Origin of the sequence: Streptomyces sp. NPDC020845 (assembly GCF_044334165.1) — a bacterium.
In the GTDB taxonomy this organism is placed as follows: Bacteria; Actinomycetota; Actinomycetes; order Streptomycetales; family Streptomycetaceae; genus Streptomyces.
This window is the reverse complement of record NZ_JBIRSJ010000021.1, coordinates 188,682-213,608: the sequence shown is the minus strand read 5'-3', so window position 1 is coordinate 213,608 and position 24,927 is coordinate 188,682. Positions and strand designations below refer to the sequence as shown.

Sequence of the window (24,927 nt, the reverse complement as noted above, 5' to 3'; positions counted from 1 at the left end):
TAGTGTTTCGGTGGTTATTGCGTTAGGGAAACGCCCGGTTACATTCCGAACCCGGAAGCTAAGCCTTTCAGCGCCGATGGTACTGCAGGGGGGACTCTGTGGGAGAGTAGGACACCGCCGAACAATCTTTGATAAAGCTCCGGGTGGGAACCATTGGTTTCCGCCCGGAGCTTTTTGTCGTGCCCGGGGCCCCGTGCCGGGCCTCGATACCCTACCGGTAAGGTCATGGGGCATCCATCGGCACCGTTCTCACAGGAGGCTCCCGGGTGGAGGTCCAGGAGACACGCGTCCAGACCGACCGCGTGCTCACCATCCCGAACATCCTCAGCGCCGCGCGTCTGCTCGGCGTGCCGCTTTTCCTGTGGCTGATCCTGCGGCCCGAGTTCGGCGGGCCGAAGAGCGATGAATGGGCACTGCTCGTGCTGGCGCTCAGCGGTGTGAGCGACTATCTCGACGGGAAGCTGGCCCGCCGCTGGAACCAGATCAGCAGTCTTGGCCGGATTCTGGATCCGGCGGCCGACCGTCTCTACATTCTGTCTACACTCGTCGGGCTGACCTGGCGCGACATCCTGCCGATCTGGCTGACCGCGGTGCTTCTCGCACGGGAGTTGGTGCTGCTGGTCATGGTCGGCATCCTGCGGCGTCATGGGTATCCCCCGCCCCAGGTCAACTTCCTCGGCAAGGCAGCGACCTTCAACCTGATGTACGCCTTCCCGTTGCTCCTTCTGAGTGATGGAAGTGGCCCACTTCACACAATCGCTGCTATTTTCGGATGGGCGTTCGCCGGATGGGGTACAACGCTCTATTGGTGGGCAGGAGTCCTCTACGTGGTCCAGGTCCGCCGTCTCGTGAAGGCGGACGCCGCGGCCGACTGAGCTCGCTGATGTGGCAGCCCGTAGTGGTGGGGTGTCCGTAATACGATAGGTATGTGGGCCATCGGGGTGCGCCAGTCGGCATGACCGTCGTCTCTTCAAGGAGGACGCTTCCGACATGAAGGCCGTCGTGATGGCGGGAGGCGAGGGTACTCGCCTGCGCCCGATGACCTCGACCATGCCAAAGCCGTTGCTGCCAGTGGCCAACCGGCCGATCATGGAGCATGTGCTGCGGCTGCTCAAGCGGCATGGTCTGTGCGAGACCGTGGTGACCGTCCAGTTCCTCGCGTCGCTGGTCAAGAACTACTTCGGGGACGGCGAGGAGCTCGGGATGGAGCTCACGTACGCCAATGAGGAAAAGCCACTCGGCACCGCCGGCAGCGTCAAGAACGCGGAAGAGGCACTCAAGGACGATGCCTTTCTCGTGATTTCGGGTGATGCCCTGACGGATTTCGACCTCACCGAGCTGATCAATTTCCATAAGCAGAACGGGGCGCTGGTCACGGTCTGTCTGACCCGTGTACCCAATCCCCTCGAGTTCGGCATCACCATCGTCGACGAGGGCGGCAGGGTCGAGCGCTTCCTGGAGAAGCCCACCTGGGGTCAGGTTTTCTCCGACACCGTGAACACCGGCATCTATGTGATGGAGCCGGAGGTCTTCGACTATGTCGAGCCCGATGTTCCCGTCGACTGGTCCGGTGATGTCTTCCCGCAGCTGATGAAGGAAGGCAAACCGATTTACGGCTATGTCGCCGAGGGCTACTGGGAGGACGTCGGCACCCACGAGAGCTATGTCAAGGCCCAGGCCGATGTGCTCGAGGGCAAGGTCGATGTCGAAATCGACGGCTTCGAGATCTCCCCGGGGGTGTGGGTCGCCGAGGGCGCCGAGGTGCATCAGGACGCCGTGCTGCGCGGCCCGCTCTACATCGGCGACTACGCGAAGGTGGAGGCGGACGCGGAGATCCGCGAGCATACGGTCGTCGGGTCCAACGTCGTCGTGAAGAGCGGTTCCTTTCTGCACAGAGCCGTGGTTCACGACAATGTGTACGTCGGTCAGCAGGCCAATCTGCGCGGCTGCGTCATCGGAAAGAACACCGACGTCATGCGGGCGGCCCGGATCGAGGATGGCGCGGTCATCGGTGATGAGTGCCTGATCGGTGAGGAATCGATCGTCCAGGGCAATGTCCGGGTGTACCCGTTCAAGACAATCGAGGCCGGCGCCTTCGTCAACACGTCGGTCATCTGGGAGTCGCGCGGTCAGGCCCATCTCTTCGGCGCCCGCGGCGTGTCCGGGATCCTGAACGTGGAGATCACCCCGGAGCTCGCCGTACGGCTGGCCGGCGCCTATGCGACGACGCTCAAGAAGGGCTCGACGGTCACCACCGCGCGTGATCACTCCCGTGGTGCGCGGGCGCTCAAACGAGCCGTGATCTCGGCTCTCCAGACCAGCGCCATCGATGTGCGTGACCTGGAGAACGTGCCGCTGCCCGTGGCTCGCCAGCAGACTGCGCGTGGCAGCGCCGGCGGGATCATGATCCGTACCTCGCCGGGCGTGCCCGACTCCGTCGACATCATGTTCTTCGACGAGCGCGGCGCCGATCTGTCCGCCGCCGGGCAGCGGAAGCTGGACCGGGTGTACGCGCGCCAGGAGTACCGGCGGGCGTTCCCCGGCGAGATCGGCGACCTCAGCTTCCCCTCCAGCGTCTTCGACTCGTACACGGGCTCCCTGCTGCGTGCCGTGGACACCAGCGGCATCGCGGAATCCGGCCTCAAGGTTGTCGTGGACGCCACGAACGGCAGCGCCGGACTCGTTCTGCCCAGCCTGCTCGGCCGGCTCGGCGTCGACGCGCTGACCATCAACCCTGGCCTGAACGAATCGCGTCCCACCGAGACGGCGGAGGCGCGCCGCTCGGGTCTGGTGCGGCTCGGTGAGATCGTGGCCTCGGCCCGCGCGGCGTTCGGTGTGCGATTCGACCCGGTGGGCGAGCGGCTTTCGCTGGTGGACGAGCGGGGGCGGATCGTGGAGGACGACCGGGCCCTGCTGGTCATGCTGGACCTGGTGGCCGCGGAGCGCCGCAGTGGCCGGGTGGCGCTGCCGGTGACCACCACCCGTATCGCCGAGCAGGTGGCGGCGTACCACGGCACGCAGGTGGAGTGGACGACGACCGCGGCCGACGACCTGACCCGGGTGGCCAGGGCGGAGGGCACGATTTACGGCGGGGACGGGCGAGGCGGCTTCATCATCCCCGAGTTCAGCAGCGTCTTCGACGGTACGGCGGCCTTTGTACGCCTCATCGGGCTGGTGGCCCGTACCCAGCTCACCCTGAGCCAGATCGACGCCCGTATTCCGCGCGCCCATGTCCTGCGCCGGGATCTGGCCACTCCGTGGGCGGTCAAGGGGCTGGTCATGCGCCGTGTGGTGGAGGAGGCGGGCGACCGGTCGGTCGACACCACCGACGGGGTGCGGGTGGTCGAGGCCGACGGCCGCTGGGTCATGGTGCTGCCCGACCCGGCGGAGGCGGTCACCCATCTATGGGCGGAGGGACCGGACGACGCGTCCGCGCAGGGGCTGCTCGATGAGTGGTCCGCCGTGGTGGACAGCGCCGGGCGCTGATCCGTTCCCCCTGGTGGGGAGCGTCTGAGAGCCCGTAGGCGGTCCCCGGGCGCACAAGGGGTCCCGCAGCCGCCCATGGCCCGCCTCCGGCGCGCCGGAGGGGCCATTCGGCGGCTGCGCCCCCGACGTGCGACGATGTGCGGCATGCCGCAGCAGCCCCCCGTTCGGAGCACAGCCCCGCCGAGCCCCCGTCCACGTCTCGACGCGTCCATGTCGCTGCTGACCAACGTGATGGACCACAGTCTCGACGAGGGGTATGCGGAGGCCGCCGCGCGCCGCGGTACGGAGGGGCGGCGGGGCCTGCCGCGCACCCTGCGCGGCAAGCTGGTGCTGGCGGCGGGGCTGCTGCTGGCCGCGGGCATCGTGACCATCGGCGCCGACGAGGCCCGGATATCGGCGCCCAAGCTGGCCAAGGACCGGGAAAAGCTGATCGACCGCATCGAGTCTGGGAACTCGAACGCGGACGACCTCCAGAAGAGCCTGGACAGGCTCCGCGGGGAGGTCGACGACCGGCAGCGGCAGGCGCTGGAGCAGCACGGCGGGGACAAGGGCGAGCTGCTCGCGCTGCTGTCCGGGGCGACCGAGGTGAAGGGCCCCGGGGTCAAGCTGGTCGTCAATGACGCCAAGGAAGCCGACCAGGGCGGCGGAGGGCCGCGGCAGAGCACCGGCTTCTCCGATACGGGGCGGGTGCGCGACCGCGATCTGCAGCGGGTCGTCAACGGCCTGTGGGAGTCCGGCGCCGAGGCCGTCTCGATCAATGGGCAGCGGCTGACGGCCCTGTCGGCGATCAGGGCCGCGGGAGACGCCATACTGGTCGACAACAAACCGCTGGTGCCGCCCTATACGGTGCTCGCGGTGGGGGACGGACGGCGGCTGAGCACGACCTTCCAGGACAGTGCCGACGGACAGTACCTGCACGTACTGCACGAAAATTACGGCGTCCGCACGAGCATTTCCGCCGCGGACGAGGTGCGGCTTCCGGCCGCGCCGAGTCTGATCGTACGAACCGCAGAACCGATAGCCGGTGGCGCCCGGAAGGGCGGCACCGACACAGGGAAGGGCACATCTTGATCGCCGTATTGGGCCTCGTCGTGGGAGTCGTGGTCGGACTTTGGGTCCAACCCGTGGTGCCGACGGTGGTCGAGCCCTATCTGCCGATCGCCGTCGTCGCCGCGCTCGACGCGGTGTTCGGCGGCTTCCGGGCGATGCTCGACGGGATCTTCGACGACAAGGTCTTCGTCGTCTCGTTCCTGTCCAATGTGGTGGTCGCCGCGCTGATCGTCTTCCTCGGCGACAAGCTCGGGGTCGGCGCCCAGCTGTCCACCGGCGTCGTGGTCGTGCTCGGCATCCGGATCTTCTCCAACGCCGCCGCCATCCGCCGCCATGTCTTCCGGGCGTGAGCCGATGACGACTGACGACACGGCGGAGGAGCCCCGGCAGCCCCACGAGCCGACCGAGCGGCCCGATCGCCCGGAGAAGCCTCGTACGCCCGAGAGCGGCCCCGATGCGCGACGGGAGAAGGCCGAGGGGGAGCGGCGGGAGACCGCACCGGCCCCTGAGCCGACCGAGGGCGCTGGCGAAGAGTCCGGTGAGGGGCCGGGAGACGGTCCAGAGGACCGCGCGGAGCCCGAGGCGGCCCAGGAGGTCCAGGAGCCGTCCAACGGCCGTCAGCGGCTGGTGAAGGGCCTGTGGCCGCCGCGGCTGACGCGGGCTCAACTCATCGTCGCGCTCCTGCTGTTCGGCCTCGGCCTCGGTCTGGCCATCCAGGTGCGCTCGACCAATGACAACAACAACGTGCTGCGCGGCGCCCGGCAGGAGGACCTGGTACGGATCCTCGACGAGCTGGACAACCGCACCCAGCGGCTGCGGGACGAGAAGCAGCGGCTGGAGACGCAGCGGACCGAACTGGAGAACAGCTCGGACCGGGCCGAGGAAGCCCGTAAGCAGACGGCCCAAAAGGAGCAGCAGCTCGGTGTCCTCGCGGGCACCGTCGCCGCCGAGGGGCCGGGTATCACGATGAAGATCGACGCGTCGAAGGGCACCGTGGAGTCGGACATGCTGCTCGACGCGGTCCAGGAACTGCGCGCCGCCGGGGCCGAGGCCATCCAGATCGGCAAGGTACGGGTGGTCGCGAGCACGTACTTCACGGACGTCGGCGGCGCGGTCGAAATCGATGGACGGAAAGTGACGCTGCCGTACGTGATCAAGGTCATCGGCAAGCCGGAGGATTTGGAGCCGGCCCTGAACATTCCGGGCGGAGTGGTGCAGAGCCTGGAGAAGGAGCAGGCCACCGTGTCCATCGAGCGCTCGAAGAAGATCGTCGTCGATGCCTTGCGGTCGGCGAAGCGGCCTGACTACGCTCGGTCGTCGTCGCGGTGAGGTGGTCAGGTATGGGAGTCTCGCGGCCGGACGACGAGGACGCGGGGGGTCGGCGCACCGGAAGAGTCGCGCGTGATGGAAACTGTCTGGTGGTCACGGACGTTGTGAGGATGTCCGGACCGTCTGGTGTGTGCATCGAGGGTTTGCCCTGCCCCACGGGCGGGTCTGTTTCAGTCAAGGGGAATCGCCCGTGAAGTTGTTCGGGAAGTTGTTCGGCAAGAGCGCGCGCCAGGACGGCGGCAGCAGCACCGCCCGCCATCGCGCCCCGCGTGCCGCGGAGGAGAGCGGGGTGAGCGAGGAGCGTCCGCTGTTCCGGGACGGTGGCGGCATTCCGGGTGGTCAGGGCGCGTCTTCTGTTGACCCTTCTGCGTCCGGACGCATAGGTTTCGGGGAGCCATCGACCGCGAACACGGGCGGAGGGTTCGGCTTGCCGGTATGTCAGAGGTGCGGCCATCGGAACGCCCAGGACAGCCGTTTCTGCTCCAACTGCGGCGCACCGCTGCGGGGCCAGGCGCCCTCCGAGCGTGCTTCGGAGACCACGTCCACCATTTCGATCTCCGGTCTTGAGGCATACGACGCCGAGGTGACCGGGCAGACTCCGCTGCCCTCGCTCTCCCCGGAGGCTCAGGCGGCCGTCGATGCGCTGCCCCCGGGCTCCGCGCTGCTGGTGGTCCGTCGCGGGCCGAACTCCGGCAGCCGCTTCCTGCTGGACAGCGATGTGACCACGGCCGGCCGTCATCCGCAGAGCGACATCTTCCTGGACGACGTGACCGTCTCGCGCCGCCATGTGGAGTTCCGCCGCGGCCAGGACGGCTCCTTCACCGTCGCGGACGTCGGCAGCCTGAACGGGACGTACGTCAACCGTGAGGCGATCGACTCGGCCATCCTGAACAGCGGTGACGAGGTGCAGATCGGCAAGTACCGGCTGGTCTTCTACCCGAGCCAGCGAGGCTTCGGTATCTGACCCGTCAGGGGAGGTCCATGCTTCAGACACCGTCGGGCGGTGCCGACACCGGCACCGCCCCCGCGGGCGGCCGGGCGATGAGCATCGGCACCGTGCTGAATCTGCTGCGGGACGAATTCCCCGAGGTCACCCTCTCCAAGATCCGTTTTCTGGAGGCCGAGGGCCTGGTTGAGCCGCGGCGCACGCCCTCCGGCTACCGCAAATTCAGCCCGCAGGACGTGGAGCGGCTCGGCCATGTTCTGCGCATGCAGCGTGACCACTATCTGCCACTGAAGGTCATCCGGGAGCATCTGGACGCCCTGGAGCGAGGAGAGCGGCCCCAGCTGCCCGCCGCGGCCCCCGGCGCCCTGCCGGAGGGATCATCGGCCGAGGAAGGGCTGGAGGGCGCCGTGGAGCGCCCCACGGCCGCCCGGGTGGGCCGGGCCGAACTGCTGGCCGCCACCGGGATCGACGAGGGGAAGCTGGCCGAGTGGGAGTCGTTCGGGCTGATCGGGCCGGGCGCGGACGGCGGATACGACATCGAGGCGGTGACCGTCGCCAGGCTCGTCGCGGACCTGGGTCGTTTCGGTCTGGAACCACGTCATTTGAGGATCATGAAAGCCGCCGCGGAGCGCGAGGTGGGACTGCTCGAGCAGGTGGTCGCCCCGCTGCGGCGACACCCGAATCCGCAGACCAGAGCCCATGCGGAGGCCAGCGCCCGGGAGCTGGCCGAGCTGTCCGTGCGGCTTCATGCGGCCTTTGTCCAGTCCGCTCTGCGGGCCGGTTCCCGGTGACCGGCTCGGTCCCGACTATCCAAACCGGCCGGGCACGTCCTAGGGTTGCTGTGTGAACGAGCTCGACGTCGTGGGTGTCCGGGTGGAGATGCCCTCCAACCAACCGATCGTGCTCCTGCGCGAGGTAGGAGGCGACCGCTACCTCCCCATCTGGATCGGACCGGGAGAGGCGACGGCGATCGCCTTCGCTCAGCAGGGCATGGCTCCGGCGCGTCCGCTGACCCACGACCTCTTCAAGGACGTGCTCGACGCGGTCGGCCAGCAGCTCACCGAAGTCCGCATCACGGACCTGCGCGAGGGTGTCTTCTACGCGGAGCTGGTGTTCGCCAGCGGCGTGGAGGTCAGCGCCCGGCCGTCCGACGCCATAGCGCTGGCGCTGCGCACCGGCACGCCGATCTACGGCAGTGACGGGGTGCTGGACGACGCGGGGATCGCCATCCCGGACGAGCAGGAGGACGAGGTGGAGAAGTTCCGCGAGTTCCTCGACCAGATCTCGCCCGAGGACTTCGGCACCAGCAGCCAGTGAGCCCGGCCGGCGAGCCATCGGCGGCCAGAGAGCGACGGACCGTGAGCTGTGCTGAAGCTGTGCTGTCCGCCGGTCTTCGACAGCACATTCGAGTAGCCTTTCCCGGCAGAGGGACACGGGAAACCACCCTTAGGGTGATTATCACTCGGCGTGCCGAGTGTGGCGATCGTTGACGCACCCCGGGTGACTGCCTACCGTCGAGAAGGCAGGTCGAGGACGGAGGTCGGCGTGAGAAGCAGCGGCGACGGCACGGCGGCAGGCGGTCCGTACACGCTCGATGGGAGCGTACCGGCCGAACCGGTACTGAAGGCTCGGGTGGCGGCACAGGCCACGCCGCCGCGCGAAGGCGCCGTGGCGAAGCCCGAGAAGGTGGGCTATCGCGGGCCGACCGCCTGTGCGGCCGCCGGCATCACCTACCGCCAGCTGGACTACTGGGCGCGCACCGGGCTCGTGGAGCCGAGCGTGCGGCCCGCGTACGGCTCGGGCAGCCAGCGGCTCTACAGCTTCCGGGACGTCGTCGTCCTCAAAATCGTCAAGCGGCTTCTGGACACCGGCGTGTCCCTGCAGAACATCCGGGCCGCCGTCCAGCATCTGCGCTCGCGCGGCCTCGACGACCTCGCCCAGATGACGCTGATGAGCGACGGGGCGACGGTCTACGAATGCACCTCGCCCGACGAGGTGGTCGACCTCCTCCAGGGCGGCCAGGGCGTCTTCGGGATCGCCGTGGGCGTGGTGTGGCGGGACGTGGAGAGCGCGCTGGCGCAGCTCCACGGCGAGCGCGTGGACACCGGCGAGACGCTGGTGGGGCACAACCCCACCGACGAACTCGCGCGGCGCCGCAACCGCGCGGGCTGAGCGCGGAGCCGCCGCCCCCGGTTGTCAGTGCCCGGTTGTCAGTGGCCCGTGGTCACTGGTCTAGATGGGTAGTCCCGATTGTCGGTGGCATGCGGCAGCATCTGTAGGTGTGAGGGGTGCGCCGACGATTCTGCATCTGGACATGGACGCCTTCTACGCCTCGGCGGAGCAGGCGGCCAAGCCCAGCCTGCGCGGCAAGCCGGTGATCGTCGGCGGCCTGGGGCCGCGCGGCGTGGTGGCCACGGCTTCCTATGAGGCGCGGGTTTTCGGGGTCCACTCGGCCATGGCGATGGCCCAGGCCCGCCGCCTGTGTCCGAACGCGGCGTATCTCACCCCCCGCTTCTCCCTGTACCGCCAGGTGAGTGACGCGGTCATGGCCCTGCTGGCCGACCTGTCCCCGCTGGTCGAGCCGCTGAGCCTGGACGAGGCTTTCGTGGATCTGGAGGCGGGCGGTGTCCCGGCCACGGCCGGGGCGGCGCTGGCCGTGGGGGAGCGGCTGCGCGCGGACATCGTGGCCGCGACCGGGCTGACCGGCTCGGTGGGCCTGGCCGGGTCCAAGATGCTCGCCAAGATCGCCTCCGAGCGGGCCAAGCCCGATGGGCTGGTGCTCATCGAGCCGGGCACCGAGCGGGAGCTGCTGGGGCCGCTGACGGTGCGCACCCTGCCCGGGGTGGGCCCGGCCACCGCGGAGGCGCTGCGCCGGGCCGGGATCACCACCGTCGCCGAGACGAGGGAGGCGGGGGAGGAGGAGCTGGTCCGGCTGCTGGGCAAGGCCCATGGCGCCTCGCTGTACGTCATGGCCTGTGGGCAGGACGACCGGCCGGTCGTGGCCGAGCGGGACGCCAAGTCCGTATCGGTGGAGGACACGTACGACGTCGACCTCACCGACCGCACGCGGGTGCAGCTGGAGGTGGCGCGGCTCGCCGACCGGTGTGTGCGGCGGCTGCGCGGGGCCGGCCGTTCGGGGCGCACGGTCGTGCTCAAGGTGCGGCGTTACGACTTCTCCACGCTGACCCGCTCGGAGACGCTGCGCGGGCCGACGGACGATCCGGCGGTGGTGCGGGAGGCCGCGGCGCGGCTGCTGGAAGGCGTGGACACCACGGCGGGTGTGCGGCTGCTGGGAGTGGGCGTGAGCGGCCTGGCGGACTACACCCAGGAGGATCTGTTCGCCCAGGCCGCCCAGGCCGCCCAGGCCGCCCAGGCCGCTCATGAGGCCCAGGAGGCTCAGGAGGCCGCCGGGGGGACGGGCGAAGCCGGAGGGACACCGGAGCCCGCCCTGGCGGCCCTGGAGGACGACGAGGGCGCCGACCGGCCCCGCCGCTGGCTGCCCGGCTGCGATGTACGGCATGCGGAGTTCGGGGCGGGGTGGGTGCAGGGCAGCGGGGTCGGGCGGGTGACCGTGCGTTTCGAGGAGCCCTGGTCGAGGCCGGGCCGGGTGCGGACGTTCGCGGTCGACGACCCGGCGCTGGAGCCCGCGGACCCGCTGCCGCTGCTCCGGCCCGCCGAGAGCGACGCCGACGCCCCGGCCGAGGACGAGGGCCGGGGCGAGGGCCGGGAGCTTCACCAAGGTCAGCCGGTGACGTCCAGGCCGTAGTGGTGGTAGAGCTGCAGCTCCTGCTCGGGCGACAGATGGCGGCCGACCCCGAAGTCCGGCGCGTCCTTGATGAGCGCCCGTTCGTACGGCACCCGCAGTGTGTCGTCGATGACCTGGCTGGGTTCGAGGGGCACGAACACGTCCCGGCTGAACAGGCCGGTGCGTACCGCCGCCCACTCCGGCTCGCCGGTCGCGTCGTCGAGGTAGACCTCGTCCACGGTGCCGATCTTCGCGCCATCGCGGTCGAAGGCCTTGCGGCCGATGAGGGTCCGCGGATCGATGTCGGTCTGCACACTCTCTCCCACAGGTGGCGATTTTTTCATGAATCCCCCCGTTTCCTTGTGATCCCTACGAAAAGCCACAACGCCGCGCGCGTCCACTCGAGCGCTTTCCCCAAAAACCCTGGCGACAGGCTCGCTGGTAGGCTGACGGTGGCTGCAGACCCCGTGCGGGAGAGCCCTCCGCCGACGTCGTCGGAGGCGCCGAAGGAGCAAATCCTCCCCGGAATCTCTCAGGCACACGTACCGCGCGGGTGAGGTCACTCTGGAAAGCAGGGTGGGCCACGGGCGAGTACGGCTCCGGGACCCCTCCTCACCGACGGTGAAAGCCGGCTCGCCGCCCGCGGGCCCGGTGAAGCTCTCAGGTTGAGATGACAGAGGGGGAGGCCGTTCGGGCACCCGCACCGTGGTGCCCCTCGTAGGTCGTACAGACCAGGAGGCCTCGCAGATGACCGCCAATCGCACCTCACTGACCGAGTTGGAACGCGGTACTCCGTTCGAGCGGCGCCATATCGGACCGGACTCCGAGGCGCAGGCCAAGATGCTCGCGCAGGTCGGCTTCGGCTCCCTCGACGAACTCACCCAGGCCGCCGTGCCGGAGGTCATCAGAAGCGCCGAGGAGCTGCGGCTGCCCCCGGCCCGCAGCGAGGCCGAGGTGCTGGCCGAGCTGCGCGGCCTGGCCGAGCGCAACCAGCTGCTCTCCCCGATGATCGGCCTGGGCTACTACGGGACGTTCACCCCGCCGGTGATCCTGCGCAACGTGCTGGAGAACCCCGCCTGGTACACCGCGTACACGCCCTACCAGCCGGAGATCTCCCAGGGCCGGCTCGAGGCGCTGCTCAATTTCCAGACCGCGGTCGCCGACCTGACCGGGCTGCCGACCGCCGGCGCCTCACTGCTCGACGAGGCCACCGCCGCCGCCGAGGCCATGGCGCTGTCGCGGCGGGTGGGCAAGGTCAAGCAGGGCGTGTTCCTGGTCGACGCCGACACCCTGCCGCAGACCGTCGCGGTCATCCAGACCCGCGCCGAACCCACCGGTGTCGAGGTGGTCGTCGCCGACCTCTCGGCGGGCATACCGGCCGAGGTGGCCGAGCGCGGGGTGTTCGGCGTGCTGCTGCAGTACCCGGGCGCCTCCGGCGCGGTGCGCGAGCTGCGCCCGGTCATCGAGCGGGCCCATGAGCTCGGCGCCGTGGTCACCGTCGCCGCCGATCTGCTCGCCCTCACCCTGCTCACCTCGCCCGGCGAGCTGGGCGCCGATATCGCGGTCGGCAGCAGCCAGCGGTTCGGCGTGCCGATGGGCTTCGGCGGGCCGCACGCCGGTTTCATGGCCGTCCGCGACGCCTACGCCCGCAGCCTGCCGGGCCGCCTGGTGGGCGTCTCGGTCGACGCCGACGGCGACAAGGCGTACCGCCTGGCCCTGCAGACCCGCGAGCAGCACATCCGCCGAGAGAAGGCCACCAGCAACATCTGTACCGCCCAGGTGCTGCTCGCCGTGATGGCCGGCATGTACGCCGTCTACCACGGCCCGGAGGGCCTGCGGACCATCGCCCGGCGCACCCACCGCTACGCGGCCGTGCTGGCCGAGGGGCTGCGGGCCGGGGGCGTTCAGATCGTGCACGGCGCGTTCTTCGACACCCTCACCGCGTATGTCCCGGGCCGGGCCGCCGAGGTCGTCACCGCGGCCCGCGAGGCCGGGGTCAACCTGCGGCTGACCGACGCCGACCATGTGGGCATCGCCTGTGACGAGACCACCGGGCGCGCCCAGCTCGCCGCCGTGTGGTCGGCCTTCGGCGTGGACGGCGGGCTGCCCACCATCGACGAACTGGACGCCGCGGCGGCCGACGCGCTCCCCGCGGACCTGCTCCGCGGTGACGTGTATCTGACCCACCCGGTCTTCCACCGGCACCGCTCCGAGACCGCGATGCTGCGCTATCTGCGGCGCCTGGCCGACCGCGACTACGCCCTGGACCGGGGCATGATCCCGCTCGGCTCCTGCACCATGAAGCTCAACGCCACCACCGAGATGGAGCCGATCACCTGGCCGGAGTTCGGGGCGCTGCACCCCTTCGCGCCGGTTGAGCAGGCCCAGGGGTATCTGACGCTGATCCGTGAGCTGGAGGAGCGGCTGGCCGAGGTCACCGGCTACGACAAGGTCTCCCTCCAGCCGAACGCCGGATCGCAGGGCGAGCTGTCCGGGCTGCTGGCCGTACGCGCCTACCACCGGGCCAACGGCGAGGAGCGGCGCACCGTCTGCCTTATCCCGTCCTCCGCGCACGGCACCAACGCCGCCAGCGCCGTGATGGCGGGCATGAAGGTCGTCGTGGTCAAGACCGGCGAGGACGGCGAGGTCGACGCCGACGACCTGCGCGCCAAGATCGAGCAGTACGGCGATGAACTGGCCGTCCTGATGGTCACCTACCCCTCAACCCACGGCGTGTTCGAGGAGCACATCAGCGAGATCTGCGCGGCCGTGCACGACGCGGGCGGCCAGGTCTACGTGGACGGCGCGAACCTCAACGCCCTGGTGGGGCTGGCCCGGCCGGGCCGGTTCGGCGGCGATGTCTCCCACCTCAACCTGCACAAGACCTTCTGCATCCCGCACGGCGGCGGCGGCCCCGGCGTGGGCCCGGTCGCGGTGCGCGAGCACCTGGCGCCGTATCTGCCCAACCACCCGCTCCAGCCCGCGGCGGGCCCGGCGACCGGCGTGGGCCCGGTCGCCGCCGCGCCCTGGGGTTCGGCGGGCATCCTGCCCATCTCCTGGGCGTACGTCCGGCTGATGGGCGCCGAGGGGCTGCGCCGGGCCACTCAGGTGGCGGTGCTCGGCGCCAACTACATCGCCAAGCGCCTGGAGCCGCACTACCCGGTGCTCTACACCGGCCCCGGCGGCCTGGTCGCCCACGAGTGCATCGTCGATCTGCGTCCGCTCACCAAGACGACCGGCGTGAGCGTCGACGATGTGGCCAAGCGGCTGGTCGACTACGGGTTCCACGCGCCCACGATGTCGTTCCCGGTCGCCGGCACGCTGATGATCGAGCCGACGGAGAGCGAGGACCTGGCGGAGCTGGACCGGTTCTGCGAGGCGATGATCGCCATCCGGGCGGAGATCGAGAAGGTCGGCTCGGGGGAGTGGCCCCAGGACGACAACCCGCTGCGGAACGCCCCGCACACGGCGGCCGCGCTCAGCGGGGAGTGGGAGCACCCCTACACCCGGGGGGAGGCGGCCTTCCCGGCCGGGGTGTCGCCGGCCGACAAGTACTGGCCGCCGGTACGGCGGATCGACGGCGCGTACGGCGACCGCAACCTGGTCTGCTCCTGCCCGCCGCTGGAGTCGTACGAGAGCTGACCGGTCGTACGAGAGCTGACCGGTCGTACGAGAGCTGACCGGGCGGGCCCGGTCGGGTACGGGGCCGGTGCGGCTGAGGCGCCGGGCCGGCCCCTGAAAATTCGCTAGGCCGCCGTGACGACGCGCTCGGCGTCCAGCGGCCGGTGCGGGGCGATGATCTGCCCGTCCGGCAGAAGCTCACCGGTGTCCTCGAAGCAGAGGACGCCGTTGCACAGCAGGCTCCAGCCCTGCTCGGGGTGGTGCGCCACGAGATGGGCGGCCTCCCGGTCGGCGGAGTCGGCAGACGGGCACGGTGGCTGGTGCTGGCACATGGAAGGGATCTCTCGCTGCGATGTGGTGAGTGTCCTGTGACTTGCTGCGGCAGTCATGGCCGCCCCCCCCGTTGGTCAGTCGGTCTGTTGCTCCAAGTGTTGCCCTGAGGGCCGGTTTTCGCACGGATTTCGCGGCACCGGTACCCGCTAGATAATGACGCATCCACCCGGTCGGCGGTTCACCCTGACGGGACTGTTACGAGCCCGCAGCGGAGCGCCCCGCGATCCGGGGATCACGGGGCGCTCGGGCGTGGGCGGCGGCCGCCGCGGGCGGTGCTCGGCCGCGGTCGGTCAGGCCGAGGAGCCCAGCAGCGGTGTCGGTGTCAGCCGGAGAGTGAGCACCGGCAGCAGGTCCGCGGCGCGGTGCGCGCGGTGAGCGGCGATTCCGGGCGGGGCGGGGGTGAGCGGCACCAGCAGATCGGCCGCGGCGAGGTGGCCTTCTTCGGCGGCGACGTCAGGGTCGCTGCGCAGCCACAGCGTCAGCATGTACAGCTCCGGAATGGACAGCAGCCGGGGCTGGTACACCGAGGGCAGCGACTCGGCCTGGCTCAGCGCCAGTTCGGCCGAGGATACGTACGGGCCTTCGGAGAAGTGTGAGAAGACCCAGCCGTCGGCCGTCAGCATCGCCTCGGCGGAGGCCACCGTGCGCTCACCGTCGCGGATCAGGAACCGCCATCCGGTGAGCCGGGCGCGCGGCGGGCCGTCGGGGGCGGTGATGTCGTCCAGGACGTGGACGGGTAGGGGAAGTTCGAGCTCAAAGGGCCCGTCCAGGGTGGCGAGGAGCGGGGTGCGGACGGCGGTGGGAGAACCGAGGGCCGTGCGGATGCTGTTCAGAGCAGGCGCTGGAGCCGAGGGGACGTGCAGCGGCATGGTGGGTCGCCTCTCACTTCGGAGACACGGTGGAGCGCTGGCGTGCCAGGTGCGGATGGCGCTGTCGGTGTAACGCGGGTCAGAGGTGCACTGACGAGATGTCAGGGCGTTGTCTCTCTGCCTCGGTTGCCGAGTTTATACGACAAGTGTTCCCGTCGTGTTTCATGTACCTGTCCCCGGTATTGCGGGCAAGCACTAATCCGGCCCGCCGGGACGAGGGGATTTTCGCCGATTCTCTGCCATATGCACGGATATGACCTGGCATTTTAACCCAGCCTGGGTAGGCTTGATCTGGCGGGTGTTTTTCATCACGGCAATCCGGCGTTGTGCAGAGCCTATCGGTTGGGCAGTCCATGTGTGGCGTTATCGATCACATTGGCTGGGCATCATCGTGCGTGATGTGCGCGGCCAAGAGCCGTCGATCCACTCGAGGAAGGGACGCTTCGATGGGGGAGAAGGTCGTAGCCGGAGAGTTCGATCCGTCCGGGCGGCAGCGGCAGCGCGCCAGGCTCCGGCAGGGCCTGGAGGCGCTGGCCCGGCTCCTGGCCGAGAAGCGTTTCGACCGCCCCAAGAATCTCATGGGGCTGGAGATCGAGCTGAATCTCGCGGGGTCCGACGGGATGCCGAGGATGATGAACGCCGAGGTTCTGGAGAGAATCGCGAGTCACGATTTCCAGACCGAACTCGGACAGTGCAATCTTGAAGTAAACATCGTGCCGCACCGTTTGCACGGCAGGGTTCTCGACCAGTTGGCGGAAGAGCTCCGGACTGGTTTGTCATATGCCGATCGCAAGGCGGGGGAAGTCGACTCCGGGATCGTTATGATCGGAATTCTGCCGACCCTTGTCGCCCGCGACCTGGGCTCTGCCAACCTCTCCTACGACGATCGCTACAAACTTCTCAACGAGCAGATGCTGGCCGCCCGCGGCGAGGATTTCCTGATCGATGTCGAGGGCGAGGAGCGGTTCCGCTGCGCCTCCGGCTCGATCGCCCCCGAGGCCGCCTGCACCTCGGTCCAGCTGCACCTTCAGGTGACCCCGGGCCGGTTCGCGGCCGTGTGGAACGCGGCCCAGGCGGTGGCCGCCGCGCAGATCGCGGTGGGCGCCAACTCCCCCTTCCTGTTCGGCCGGGAGGTGTGGCGCGAGTCCCGCCCGCCGCTGTTCCTCCAGGCCACCGACGTCCGCCCGCCGGAGTTCGCGGCCCAGGGCGTGCGGCCGCGGACCTGGTTCGGCGAGCGCTGGATCAGCGACGCGCACGAGCTCTTCGAGGAGAATCTGCGCTTCTTCCCGCCCCTGCTGTCGACCGCGGATGACGAGGATCCGCTGCGGGTGCTGGACGACGGCGGGGTGCCGCGGCTGAGCGAGCTGGTGCTGCACAACGGCACCATCTACCGCTGGAACCGCCCCGTGTACGCGGTCGCCGACGGCGTACCGCATCTGCGGGTGGAGAACCGTGTACTGCCCGCCGGGCCCACCGTCAGCGACGTCATCGCCAACGCCGCCTTCTACTACGGCCTGGTGCGGGCGCTTGCCGAGGAGCCGCGCCCGGTGTGGAAGCGGCTGCCCTTCGAGGCCGCGGCGGCCAACTTCGACACGGCCTGCCGTCATGGCATCGACGCGGTCCTGCGGTGGCCCAAACCGGGCGGCCGGTCCTCCTCGATGGTGCGGATCCCCGCTGTCCGGCTCGTCCAGGAGGAACTGCTGCCGCTGGCCGCCGCAGGGCTCGACGCCTGGGGCGTCGAGCCCGCCGACCGCGAGCGCTACCTGGGGATCATCGAGGAGCGCTGCCGACGCCGGGTCAACGGCGCGTCCTGGCAGGCCGCCGCGTACCACCGGGCGCGGGAGAGCGGCCTCGGGCGGGACGCCGCGCTGGCGGCGATGACCCGCCGCTACGGCGAGCTGATGCGCACCGGCGAACCGGTCCACACCTGGCCGCCCGCGCTCCCGGGTTGACCGGCCCCGGCGAGTGAGCCGAAGGGGCGCGGCCGCCCGCGCCGGAGGCGCTGATGTCACTGTGAAAGAGAGAGCGCGCGGAGGCCGCGAGGCTGCAATCGATATCGGGCTCCGCCGCGCGGGGGGCCGAGGCTGCGATCGCCACGCGGCGGAGCCGCATATCGATGGCAGTCGGCTACCGCCGCGTGGTCGACCGTCGACAGGGGCTGTAGCGCCCCTGGGGGCACCTCCCAGCGGTAGCTGGGGGAGAACCGAGCCGCAAAACAAAAGGGGTGCGCTCAGCCCGAGTTCTCCGTGCCCGCCCGGCTCGCCGACACGATCGCCTTGAGGATCACGCTGTCGATCTGCGCCGGGTCCACCACCCGCTGCGCCGAGCCGCCGGTCGCCTCCGCGATGTCCTCGCATGCGGACAGGTCGGCGTCCGGCCCGACCGCGATGGCGATCAGCGGCACCGGGCGGTTCGGGTCGGTGAGCCGTCCCAGCTGCTCGACCAGCGCCTTGCGCGAGATGCTGCCCTCGTCCTGGTTGGACCCGTCGGTGAGCAGTACGACGGCGTTGAACTTGCCCTGCGCGTAGCCGTCGCGTGCCTTCCGGTACGCCGCGAGCGCCGTGTCGTACAGCCCGGTCGCCCCGCCCGGCACCGGCTCCAGGGCGCCGAAGGCGGCCGTCAGCCGGTCGCGCTGGGTGGAGCCGTCCGGGTCGCGCAGGCCCAGCCGCCGGGTGGGCACCAGCTCCCGGAAGTCCCGGGCGCCGTCGAGCCGCTGGGAGAACTCCCACAGCCCGATCTCGTCGTCCGGTGTGAACTGCGCCAGCGCCCGCAACAGGGACGCCTTGGTGACGGCCATCCGGGACTCGCCGTTCCGGCCGGGCACCGGGGCCGCCATGGAGGCCGACGCGTCGACGACGGTGTTCAGCCGGGCGCTCTGCACGGTGATCGTCCACATGCCAAGCGCGGTCTCCAGCTCCGCACCCGACGGGCCGGAGGCCGGGACCACCGCGTACGGCTGGGGGGCCTTGCCGCCCGCCGTACGGGTCACCTCCTCGACCGCCTTGCCGCTGGCCGGCCGGAAGCCGTGCCGCGCGAGGATCCGGCGGTTCTGGGTGTCGGAGAGAAAGGTCATGAACCGGGTGGCGGCGCGGGCCCGCACCGTGGTGAGCGCGTCGTCATTGAGCACCGTGTACGGATAGTCGAGCTCGGCGGTGCCGTCCTCGGGGTAGAACAGCTGGAGCCGAGGGGCGCCCCCGGCCGCCGCGTTATGGCGGTAGGCGGCCTGCTCGGACAGGAACAGCGCCTGATTGCGCCGCGGATTCCCCGCCTCCGCGCCCGAGTCGTCGCGCGGCAGCGTGGTCAGCACCTGGTCGTCGCCGTCGGAGACGCGCTGGGACAGGAGTTTCGCGGCGGCCGCGGCCTGCGTATCAGCCCCGCCGCCCTTTCCCGGTCCGCCGCTCTCCTTGGCTATCGAGGCGTTGACACGGGCCAGGGCGAGCAGCCCGGTGGCGCTGCGCGCCGGGTCCGCGGCCCCGAGCCGCAGATCCTCGTCCCCGGTCGCGGCCGCGGTCAGCCGGGCCCAGCTGTACTTCTTCTGCGGCCAGCCGAGCCGCTTGGCGGCCGACGGGGTCGCCGCCACGGCCACCGGCGAGGACGCCACGCCGCCGAGCGTGTCCAGGGGGACCGACTTGGCGGGGGAGGACGCCGCGCGGTCTACCCACACACTGGAGTCCGGCAGCCACACCTGGAAACCCGGGTCGCGGCTGTCGTCGCCGAGCGCGTCGGCCACCTCGTACGGCACCCGGCTGGTGACCTTCACATCGAGGCAGCGGCCATCGGAGCGGACATGGGTGGCCCGGGCGCGCTCGGCGACCTCGCGCAGCGCCGGGGCGATGTCCGGGGAGGCGGCCACCCCGAGGCGCACGGCGTCGTTCGAGCAGGACTCCATCGGGCCCAGTAACTCGCTGCGCAGAACCAGTGCCGCGCCGGTGGCCAGGGTGAGCACGACCGCGGTGGAGATCGCGACGGCCCGGCGGCGTGCGGCGGACCGGGACCCCGTAGGGTCCTGCCGTGGTGAGTGGACAGGGTCGACTGAGTCCTCTGGCAGGCTGTGGCGTCCCATGTGCTGCGTCTCCTGTGAAGATGAAGCTGTCAGGAGCAAGGACGGCGCCAGCGGGATGGCGCCCTCCCCTGACCGTCGCGTCTCTTCGGAACTCTTTTCGAGACCCTAGCGGCACACGACCACCGATGAGGTGGAAAAGCGGAACTGGAGGCAAGCGTGCAGTCACACGCGCGGGACATGGAGCTTTCCCCTCCGGAGGGCAGGCTCTCGGAACGCGTCCTGCGCCAGGAGACGCTGCTGGTCCTGGCGCTGTCGCTGGGCGCGAGCGGCGTATCGGCGCTGATCAGCTTTATCGGCTCGGTGACCGCGCCCGGCGGGCTGAAGGACAAGGCGGCCACGCTCAACGCCTCCGAGGCACCCGGCAGGCCCTGGCTGGATCTGGCCTGGCAGCTCTTCGGCATCTCCACCGCGCTGGTGCCGGTCGCGCTCGTGGCCCATCTGCTGCTGCGGGAGGGCGCCGGGCTGCGCGCCATCGGCTTCGACCGCCGGCGGCCGGCCTTCGACCTGGGCTGGGGTGCTGCGGTGGCGGCCGGGATAGGCGGTACGGGGCTGCTGCTCTACCTCGGCGCACGGGCGGCCGGGGCCAATCTGACGGTGGTGCCCGAGGCGCTGCCCGACGTGTGGTGGAAGATCCCCGTGCTGATCGCCTCCGCCGTGCAGAACTCCGTGCTGGAGGAGGTGATCGTCGTCGGCTATCTGCTGCGCAGGCTCGGACAGTTGGGCTGGACGCCGATGGCCGCGCTGCTGGCGAGCTCGGTGCTGCGCGGCTCGTACCACCTCTATCAGGGCATCGGCGGCTTCTTCGGCAATATGGCGATGGGCGTGGTGTTCGTACTGCTCTACCGCCGCTGGGGGCGGGTCGGGCCGCTGGTCGCCGCGCACGCCTTGATCGACATCGTGGCCTTCGTCGGCTACGCCCTGCTGGCGGGCCGGGTCGACTGGCTGCCCACGGCCTGACCGGTGGGGTCTCCCGCCGCGGCGTCGGCGTAGCGGCGGGCCAGGTGCGCGAAGGCGTCCTTGAGTTCGGCCGGCCCGATGACCTGGATATCGGCGTCGAACCTGCCGATGGCGGCGGCCAGCCCCGGCCATGACCACGCGCCCAGGACGAGCCGGCAGCGGTCCGGGCCGAGTGCTTCGACGAGTCCGTCGTGGGCGTAGGCGGATACGACGTCGGCGGGCAGATCGAGGATCACCTCGCCGCGGCAGGGCCAGCCGCCGGAGCCGTCGGAGCCCTGGAATCTGCCGGCGACGAAGGCGGCCACCTCCCCTCCGGGCAGCTCGCGCGGGGCGAAGCGGGGACCGGTGGGGGAGCGCGGGGCGATCCGGTCGACGCGGAAGGTGCGCCAGTCGTCGCGGTCGAGGTCCCAGGCGACGAGATACCAGCGCCCGCCCCAGGTGATGAGGTGGTGCGGCGCCACCCGGCGCGGCGGAGCGATGGCGCGGTCGGCGTCGGCGGCCGTCGGTGGGGATACGGGGGCGGCGTAGTCGAAGCGCAGCACTTCGCGGGCGCGGACGGCCGCGCTGAGCGCCATGAGGACCTGCGGATCGACCTGCGGATTCGGCCGGGTCCCCGGCCGTTCGACGGCGGTGACCTGGAGGGCGTCGACGCGATGGCGCAGCCGTGTGGGCAGCACCTGCCGTACGGTGCTCAGCGCACGCGCCGCCGCCTCCTCGATACCGGCACCGGTGACGGTGGCGGTCTGGAGCGCCACGGCGAGCGCGACGGCCTGCTCGTCGTCGAACAGCAGCGGCGGCAGTTCCGTACCGGCACCCAACCGGTAGCCCCCGTCTGGGCCCTTGACGGCCACGATGGGATAGCCGAGTTCACGCAGCCGGTCGACATCGCGGCGCACCGTGCGCGGGCTGACCTCCAGCCGCTCGGCCAGCAGCTGCCCCGGCCAGTCCCGGCGCGACTGGAGCAGGGAGAGCAGGGAGAGCAGCCGCGCTGAGGTCTTGGGCATGACGCCAGTATCGCCCCGAGAAGAGGTCACAACCTGACCGCTTCCCCTGCGAATGTGGTGATCGCCGGACAGCGGCAACGCTCAGACCGCAACGATTCAGACAGAGGGACCCGATCACTGTGACCGCCATGACCACGCCCCCCACACCCCTCGACGCCGAGCGGGCCGATCTGCTCGCCGAACTCGCCGCCGCGCGCGCCGCCCTGACCAAGGCGGTGAACGGGCTCAGCGATGAGCAGGCCGCCGAGCGCCCGACGGTCAGCGAGCTGCGCCTGGGCGGGCTGATCAAACACGTCGCGTTCATCGAGGAAGGGTGGCTGCGCTTCGTGCTCGAGGGCCCCTCGGCGCTCCGTTACGATCTGCCTGACGGCGTCACCTGGGACGATCTCGCGGCCGGTACCGCACGCGAGTTCCCGCAGTGGGCGATCGACCACCAGGCCAACTTCCAGATGCTGCCCGGCGAGACCCTGGCCGGGATCCTGGAGCGCTACGAGAAGGTCGCCGCCCGTAGCGAGGAGATCATCGCCACCGTCCCCGACCTGTCGGCGGCGCACCCGCTGCCCGAGGCGCCCTGGAACGAGCCGGGAGCACGGCACAGCGTGCGGCGGGTGCTGACGCATGTCATCGCCGAGACCGCACAGCACGCCGGACACGCGGACATTTTGCGCGAAACGCTCGACGGGCAGAAGTCGAGCTGACGACCGCGCGGGGGCATGACCCGATGACCGTTCTCGACACCCGGGCGCTGGGCCGCGCCACCCTCGCCCGGCAACTGCTGCTCGAACGCGCCGACATACCGGTCCCCGACGCCGTCGGGCATCTGTGCGGGCTCCAGGCGCAGGAGCCGCAGGAGCCGTTCGTCGGACTGTGGTCGCGGCTGCGCGCGTTCGACCCGGCGGTCCTCTCGGACCTGCTGACCGGGCGCAGCCTGGTGCGGACCCACCTCATGCGCCGCACCGTCCACCTCCTCACCGCCGACGACGTCCTGGCCTGGCGATCCCGCTACGACGCCATGCTGCGCCAGCGGGTGCTCGGGACGTACCGCCGCGAGTTCGAAGGGACAGATCTCGACGAACTCGCGGCGGCGGGCCGGGCGGTGATGGCGGACGGCGAGCCCCGCACGGCGGCCGAGCTCGTACGGGCGCTCGCCGAGCGCTGGCCGACGCCGGGGCGGCGGGCCCTGGGCGAAATGCTGGTCGCCGCCCTCGTCCCGGTGGTGCAGCTGCCGCCCCGCGGGCTGTGGCGCGCCAAGGGGGGAGTGCGCAACGCCCTGCTCTCCTCCTGGCTGGGCCGCGAGATCGACCCGCCGGCCGCGGACGGCTCCGACCCGGTCGGCCAGGCGCTGGTACGGCGCTATCTGGCCGCGCACGGCCCCGCGGCCTCGGCCGACCTGCGCGCCTGGTGCGGCCTCGCCGGACTGCCGGCCGCGGTGGCCGCCCTGCGCGAGGAACTGGTCACCTTCCGCGATGAGCGCGGCCGTGAACTGCTCGACCTCCCGGATGCTCCCCGTCCCGACCCCGACACCCCCGCCCCGGTGCGGTTTCTGCCGGCGTTCGACAACGCGATCCTCGGCTACCACGACCGCGGCCGGATCATCGACGACGCCCACCGCGGCCTCTCGGTCGCCGGCGAGCGAGTGGTGCTGGTGGACGGCCGGGTGACCGCGACCTGGGGCGTCGACGCCGACACCGTCGTCGTCACCCCGCTGCGCGGCCTGTCCCGAGCCGACCGCGACGCCGTCGCCGAGCAGGGGCGGGAGTTGGCGGCGTTCCTCTCCGAAGGCGAAAGCCACCGCGTACGGGTCGATTCCACGTAGCCGGTTCCACGTAGCCGGTTCCACGTAGCCGGTTCCACGTAGCCGGTTCTACGTAGCCGGTTCCACGTGACGGCCCAAGTGGGCCCTAGGCGAGCAGTTCCCCGTCGATGACGGTGACCGCGGTGCCGGTCAGCAGGGTGCGGTCGCCGCGCAGCGCCGTACGGACCAGCCCGCCGCGGGCGGACGCCTGAAACCCGGTCAGCTCCGTACGGCCGAGCCGGGCGGACCAGAAGGGCGCGAGGGCGGTGTGCGCACTGCCGGTCACCGGGTCCTCGTCGATGCCGACGGCGGGGGCGAAGACGCGCGAGACGAAGTCGTAGCCGCGGGCCGGGTCTTCAGCGGCCGCGGTCACGATGCAGCCGCGGTGGTCGGTCTGCGCGAGCGCGGCGAGGTCCGGGGACAGCGTGCGCACGGTCGTCTCGTCGGCCACCTCCACGAAGAGGTGGTCGATGTACGGGGTGGTGTGGTGGACGGACAGGAGCTGGACGCCGAGCGCGTCGGCGGCGGCGCCGGCCGCGCCCTGGGTCACGTCGAGCGGCGCCAGCTGGGACGTGGGGAAGTCCAGGGTGATCGTGCCGCTGTCGTCGGCCGTGGTCGACAGCACCCCGCTGAGGGTGGCGAAGCGGACCGTGCCGGTCGCGGCGCCCGTGGTGTGCAGGACGTGGGCGGTGGCGAGCGTGGCGTGGCCGCACATCTTCACCTCGGTCGCCGGGGTGAACCAGCGCAGCGCCCAGTCGGCCTCCGCGCCCTGCGGCAGCGGGTGGGCGAAGGCGGTCTCGGAGAGGTTGACCTCGGCGGCGATCCGCTGGAGCCGGTCGTCGTCGGGGAACGCGTCGGTGTCCAGGAGGAGGACCCCGGCCGGGTTGCCGGCGAAGGGGCGGTCGGTGAAGGCGTCGACGATTCGGATGCGCATGCGCCGACCGTAGGGCCCCGCCCGGGAGCTCGGCGATGGCCAATTCCGGACGCGTGGACCCGCCGGGGGCCGGAAGGCTATTGCTATGCGATCGGTTTCCGATATATCGTTGAGGTATCGCGACAGATCAACGATGGAAGGAACGTCATATGCGTCCCCATGGACACCATGGACATGAACACTTCGGACCGGGCCATCGCGGCCGTGGCGACTCCGAGGGGCGGCGCGCGGCCTTCGGCCCGTTCGGCCCGCCCTTCGGCGGCCCCCCGTTCGGTGGCCGCGGCCGGGGCGGACCGCGTGGCCGCGCGCGGCGCGGCGATGTGCGCGCCTCGATCCTGGCGCTGCTGAGGGAGCGCCCCATGCACGGCTACGAGATGATCCAGGAGATCGCCGAGCGCAGCGCCGGCGCCTGGCGGCCGAGCCCCGGCTCCGTGTATCCGACGCTGCAGCTGCTCGAGGACGAGGGGCTGATCAGCAGTGAGAGCGAGGGCGGGAAGAAGCTGTTCGCCCTCACCGACGAGGGCCGCGGCGAGGCCGAGGCGGGATCGCGGGCGCCGTGGGAGGAGGTCGGGCGCGGTATCGACTGGGAGTCGATGCAGGAGATCCGGCAGGCGGGCTTCGGCCTGATGGAGGCGTTCGCGCAGGTCTGGAAGACCGGCACCGCCGAGCAGCGGCAGAAGGCCGTCGCGGTCATCAACGACTCCCGCAAGCGGCTGTATCTGATCCTCGCCGAGCAGGATGAGCAGGGCGAGAAGGGAGGCGAGGGCTGAGCGGGCGGGGCCAGGGCCTGTCGTC

General features: G+C 70.7%; 22 protein-coding genes, 1 rRNA gene and 1 riboswitch. Of the genes, 17 read left to right on the top strand and 6 right to left on the bottom strand.

Annotated elements, in window-relative coordinates; translation table 11 throughout:
• The first annotated feature begins 6 nt into the window (after window positions 1-6).
• From rrf to ACH4U7_RS44105, 11 genes are all read left to right on the top strand, one after another.
• Window positions 7-123: ribosomal RNA gene (rrf, locus tag ACH4U7_RS44155) — 5S ribosomal RNA — on the top strand.
• A 143-nt stretch (window positions 124-266) separates the two neighbouring features.
• Window positions 267-875 carry a CDP-alcohol phosphatidyltransferase family protein gene (locus ACH4U7_RS44150; protein ID WP_358702991.1) on the top strand — a complete coding sequence of 203 codons (609 nt, stop codon included), beginning with the start codon at window positions 267-269 and terminating at the stop codon, window positions 873-875.
• Between the two features lie 115 nt (window positions 876-990).
• Window positions 991-3,486, top strand: a complete 2,496-nt coding sequence (locus ACH4U7_RS44145) for a sugar phosphate nucleotidyltransferase (RefSeq protein ID WP_385616439.1) — start codon at window positions 991-993, stop codon at window positions 3,484-3,486.
• A 144-nt stretch (window positions 3,487-3,630) separates the two neighbouring features.
• Window positions 3,631-4,557, top strand: coding sequence for a DUF881 domain-containing protein (locus ACH4U7_RS44140; protein ID WP_089511819.1), 927 nt, complete (start codon window positions 3,631-3,633; stop codon window positions 4,555-4,557).
• Complete coding sequence (locus tag ACH4U7_RS44135; protein WP_089511818.1) at window positions 4,554-4,886, top strand: small basic family protein; 333 nt, start codon at window positions 4,554-4,556, stop codon at window positions 4,884-4,886. The genes ACH4U7_RS44140 and ACH4U7_RS44135 overlap by 4 nt, the downstream gene beginning before the upstream one ends.
• Before the next feature lie 4 nt (window positions 4,887-4,890).
• Window positions 4,891-5,865 carry a DUF881 domain-containing protein gene (locus ACH4U7_RS44130; RefSeq protein WP_398533407.1) on the top strand — a complete coding sequence of 325 codons (975 nt, stop codon included), beginning with the start codon at window positions 4,891-4,893 and terminating at the stop codon, window positions 5,863-5,865.
• A 130-nt stretch (window positions 5,866-5,995) separates the two neighbouring features.
• Window positions 5,996-6,829, top strand: coding sequence for an FHA domain-containing protein (locus tag ACH4U7_RS44125; RefSeq protein ID WP_398533406.1), 834 nt, complete (start codon window positions 5,996-5,998; stop codon window positions 6,827-6,829).
• Window positions 6,830-6,846: 17 nt separating this feature from the next.
• Complete coding sequence (locus ACH4U7_RS44120) at window positions 6,847-7,602, top strand: MerR family transcriptional regulator (protein ID WP_398533405.1); 756 nt, start codon at window positions 6,847-6,849, stop codon at window positions 7,600-7,602.
• Between the two features lie 52 nt (window positions 7,603-7,654).
• On the top strand, window positions 7,655-8,128 hold the full coding sequence (locus ACH4U7_RS44115) for a bifunctional nuclease family protein (protein WP_014181304.1): 474 nt from the start codon (window positions 7,655-7,657) through the stop codon (window positions 8,126-8,128).
• Between the two features lie 228 nt (window positions 8,129-8,356).
• The gene (locus ACH4U7_RS44110; protein ID WP_398533404.1) at window positions 8,357-8,983 is read left to right on the top strand and encodes a MerR family transcriptional regulator; all 627 of its coding nucleotides are present in this window, start codon (window positions 8,357-8,359) and stop codon (window positions 8,981-8,983) included.
• A 109-nt stretch (window positions 8,984-9,092) separates the two neighbouring features.
• A complete protein-coding gene (locus ACH4U7_RS44105; protein WP_398533403.1) occupies window positions 9,093-10,577 on the top strand; it encodes a DNA polymerase IV in 1,485 nt (494 codons plus the stop codon).
• On the opposite strand, the gene ACH4U7_RS44100 is transcribed toward ACH4U7_RS44105, so the two are convergent.
• Window positions 10,553-10,900, bottom strand: a complete 348-nt coding sequence (locus tag ACH4U7_RS44100; protein ID WP_385616425.1) for a PRC-barrel domain-containing protein — start codon at window positions 10,898-10,900, stop codon at window positions 10,553-10,555. The genes ACH4U7_RS44105 and ACH4U7_RS44100 overlap by 25 nt on opposite strands.
• 116 nt (window positions 10,901-11,016) lie before the next feature.
• Window positions 11,017-11,114, top strand: a riboswitch (glycine riboswitch).
• Between the two features lie 189 nt (window positions 11,115-11,303).
• On the opposite strand from ACH4U7_RS44100, the gene gcvP reads away from it, so the two are divergent.
• A complete protein-coding gene (gene gcvP, locus ACH4U7_RS44095) occupies window positions 11,304-14,198 on the top strand; it encodes an aminomethyl-transferring glycine dehydrogenase (RefSeq protein ID WP_398533402.1) in 2,895 nt (964 codons plus the stop codon).
• A 104-nt stretch (window positions 14,199-14,302) separates the two neighbouring features.
• Here gcvP and ACH4U7_RS44090 read toward each other — a convergent pair whose 3' ends face one another.
• Complete coding sequence (locus tag ACH4U7_RS44090) at window positions 14,303-14,509, bottom strand: DUF5999 family protein (RefSeq protein ID WP_089511810.1); 207 nt, start codon at window positions 14,507-14,509, stop codon at window positions 14,303-14,305.
• A gap of 291 nt (window positions 14,510-14,800) precedes the next feature.
• Window positions 14,801-15,379: a hypothetical protein gene (locus ACH4U7_RS44085; protein ID WP_398533401.1), complete on the bottom strand. Its 579-nt coding sequence runs from the start codon at window positions 15,377-15,379 to the stop codon at window positions 14,801-14,803.
• A gap of 446 nt (window positions 15,380-15,825) precedes the next feature.
• Between ACH4U7_RS44085 and ACH4U7_RS44080 the strand changes: the two genes are divergently transcribed.
• Complete coding sequence (locus ACH4U7_RS44080) at window positions 15,826-17,331, top strand: glutamate--cysteine ligase (protein ID WP_398533400.1); 1,506 nt, start codon at window positions 15,826-15,828, stop codon at window positions 17,329-17,331.
• A gap of 278 nt (window positions 17,332-17,609) precedes the next feature.
• Here ACH4U7_RS44080 and ACH4U7_RS44075 read toward each other — a convergent pair whose 3' ends face one another.
• The gene (locus ACH4U7_RS44075; RefSeq protein ID WP_398533399.1) at window positions 17,610-19,442 is read right to left on the bottom strand and encodes a substrate-binding and VWA domain-containing protein; all 1,833 of its coding nucleotides are present in this window, start codon (window positions 19,440-19,442) and stop codon (window positions 17,610-17,612) included.
• A gap of 177 nt (window positions 19,443-19,619) precedes the next feature.
• Between ACH4U7_RS44075 and ACH4U7_RS44070 the strand changes: the two genes are divergently transcribed.
• Complete coding sequence (locus ACH4U7_RS44070; protein WP_398533398.1) at window positions 19,620-20,399, top strand: CPBP family intramembrane glutamic endopeptidase; 780 nt, start codon at window positions 19,620-19,622, stop codon at window positions 20,397-20,399.
• Here ACH4U7_RS44070 and ACH4U7_RS44065 read toward each other — a convergent pair.
• Window positions 20,354-21,403 carry a helix-turn-helix transcriptional regulator gene (locus tag ACH4U7_RS44065; protein ID WP_398533397.1) on the bottom strand — a complete coding sequence of 350 codons (1,050 nt, stop codon included), beginning with the start codon at window positions 21,401-21,403 and terminating at the stop codon, window positions 20,354-20,356. The genes ACH4U7_RS44070 and ACH4U7_RS44065 overlap by 46 nt on opposite strands.
• Window positions 21,404-21,531: 128 nt before the next feature.
• On the opposite strand from ACH4U7_RS44065, the gene ACH4U7_RS44060 reads away from it, so the two are divergent.
• Both ACH4U7_RS44060 and ACH4U7_RS44055 read left to right on the top strand, forming a co-directional pair.
• Window positions 21,532-22,101 carry a DinB family protein gene (locus ACH4U7_RS44060; protein WP_398533396.1) on the top strand — a complete coding sequence of 190 codons (570 nt, stop codon included), beginning with the start codon at window positions 21,532-21,534 and terminating at the stop codon, window positions 22,099-22,101.
• A gap of 23 nt (window positions 22,102-22,124) precedes the next feature.
• Complete coding sequence (locus ACH4U7_RS44055) at window positions 22,125-23,219, top strand: winged helix DNA-binding domain-containing protein (RefSeq protein ID WP_398533395.1); 1,095 nt, start codon at window positions 22,125-22,127, stop codon at window positions 23,217-23,219.
• 85 nt (window positions 23,220-23,304) lie between these two features.
• Here ACH4U7_RS44055 and ACH4U7_RS44050 read toward each other — a convergent pair whose 3' ends face one another.
• A complete protein-coding gene (locus ACH4U7_RS44050) occupies window positions 23,305-24,132 on the bottom strand; it encodes a PhzF family phenazine biosynthesis protein (protein ID WP_398533394.1) in 828 nt (275 codons plus the stop codon).
• A gap of 149 nt (window positions 24,133-24,281) precedes the next feature.
• On the opposite strand from ACH4U7_RS44050, the gene ACH4U7_RS44045 reads away from it, so the two are divergent.
• Entirely contained in the window at window positions 24,282-24,902 is a 621-nt protein-coding gene (locus ACH4U7_RS44045) for a PadR family transcriptional regulator (RefSeq protein ID WP_398533393.1), read from the top strand.
• The last annotated feature ends 25 nt before the right edge of the window (window positions 24,903-24,927 follow it).

What these genes read in the sequence shown, in the direction of transcription:
- ACH4U7_RS44090 (WP_089511810.1), bottom strand. Translation starts at nt 14,509, where the DNA reads ATGTGCCAGCACCAGCCACCGTGCCCGTCTGCCGACTCCGCCGACCGG.
- ACH4U7_RS44140 (WP_089511819.1), top strand. Translation starts at nt 3,631, where the DNA reads ATGCCGCAGCAGCCCCCCGTTCGGAGCACAGCCCCGCCGAGCCCCCGT.
- ACH4U7_RS44055 (WP_398533395.1), top strand. Translation starts at nt 22,125, where the DNA reads ATGACCGTTCTCGACACCCGGGCGCTGGGCCGCGCCACCCTCGCCCGG.
- ACH4U7_RS44050 (WP_398533394.1), bottom strand. Translation starts at nt 24,132, where the DNA reads ATGCGCATCCGAATCGTCGACGCCTTCACCGACCGCCCCTTCGCCGGC.
- ACH4U7_RS44045 (WP_398533393.1), top strand. Translation starts at nt 24,282, where the DNA reads ATGCGTCCCCATGGACACCATGGACATGAACACTTCGGACCGGGCCAT.
- ACH4U7_RS44075 (WP_398533399.1), bottom strand. Translation starts at nt 19,442, where the DNA reads ATGGGACGCCACAGCCTGCCAGAGGACTCAGTCGACCCTGTCCACTCA.
- ACH4U7_RS44085 (WP_398533401.1), bottom strand. Translation starts at nt 15,379, where the DNA reads ATGCCGCTGCACGTCCCCTCGGCTCCAGCGCCTGCTCTGAACAGCATC.
- ACH4U7_RS44080 (WP_398533400.1), top strand. Translation starts at nt 15,826, where the DNA reads ATGGGGGAGAAGGTCGTAGCCGGAGAGTTCGATCCGTCCGGGCGGCAG.
- ACH4U7_RS44100 (WP_385616425.1), bottom strand. Translation starts at nt 10,900, where the DNA reads ATGAAAAAATCGCCACCTGTGGGAGAGAGTGTGCAGACCGACATCGAT.
- ACH4U7_RS44070 (WP_398533398.1), top strand. Translation starts at nt 19,620, where the DNA reads ATGGAGCTTTCCCCTCCGGAGGGCAGGCTCTCGGAACGCGTCCTGCGC.
- ACH4U7_RS44065 (WP_398533397.1), bottom strand. Translation starts at nt 21,403, where the DNA reads ATGCCCAAGACCTCAGCGCGGCTGCTCTCCCTGCTCTCCCTGCTCCAG.
- ACH4U7_RS44120 (WP_398533405.1), top strand. Translation starts at nt 6,847, where the DNA reads ATGCTTCAGACACCGTCGGGCGGTGCCGACACCGGCACCGCCCCCGCG.
- ACH4U7_RS44060 (WP_398533396.1), top strand. Translation starts at nt 21,532, where the DNA reads ATGACCACGCCCCCCACACCCCTCGACGCCGAGCGGGCCGATCTGCTC.
- ACH4U7_RS44130 (WP_398533407.1), top strand. Translation starts at nt 4,891, where the DNA reads ATGACGACTGACGACACGGCGGAGGAGCCCCGGCAGCCCCACGAGCCG.
- ACH4U7_RS44145 (WP_385616439.1), top strand. Translation starts at nt 991, where the DNA reads ATGAAGGCCGTCGTGATGGCGGGAGGCGAGGGTACTCGCCTGCGCCCG.
- gcvP (WP_398533402.1), top strand. Translation starts at nt 11,304, where the DNA reads ATGACCGCCAATCGCACCTCACTGACCGAGTTGGAACGCGGTACTCCG.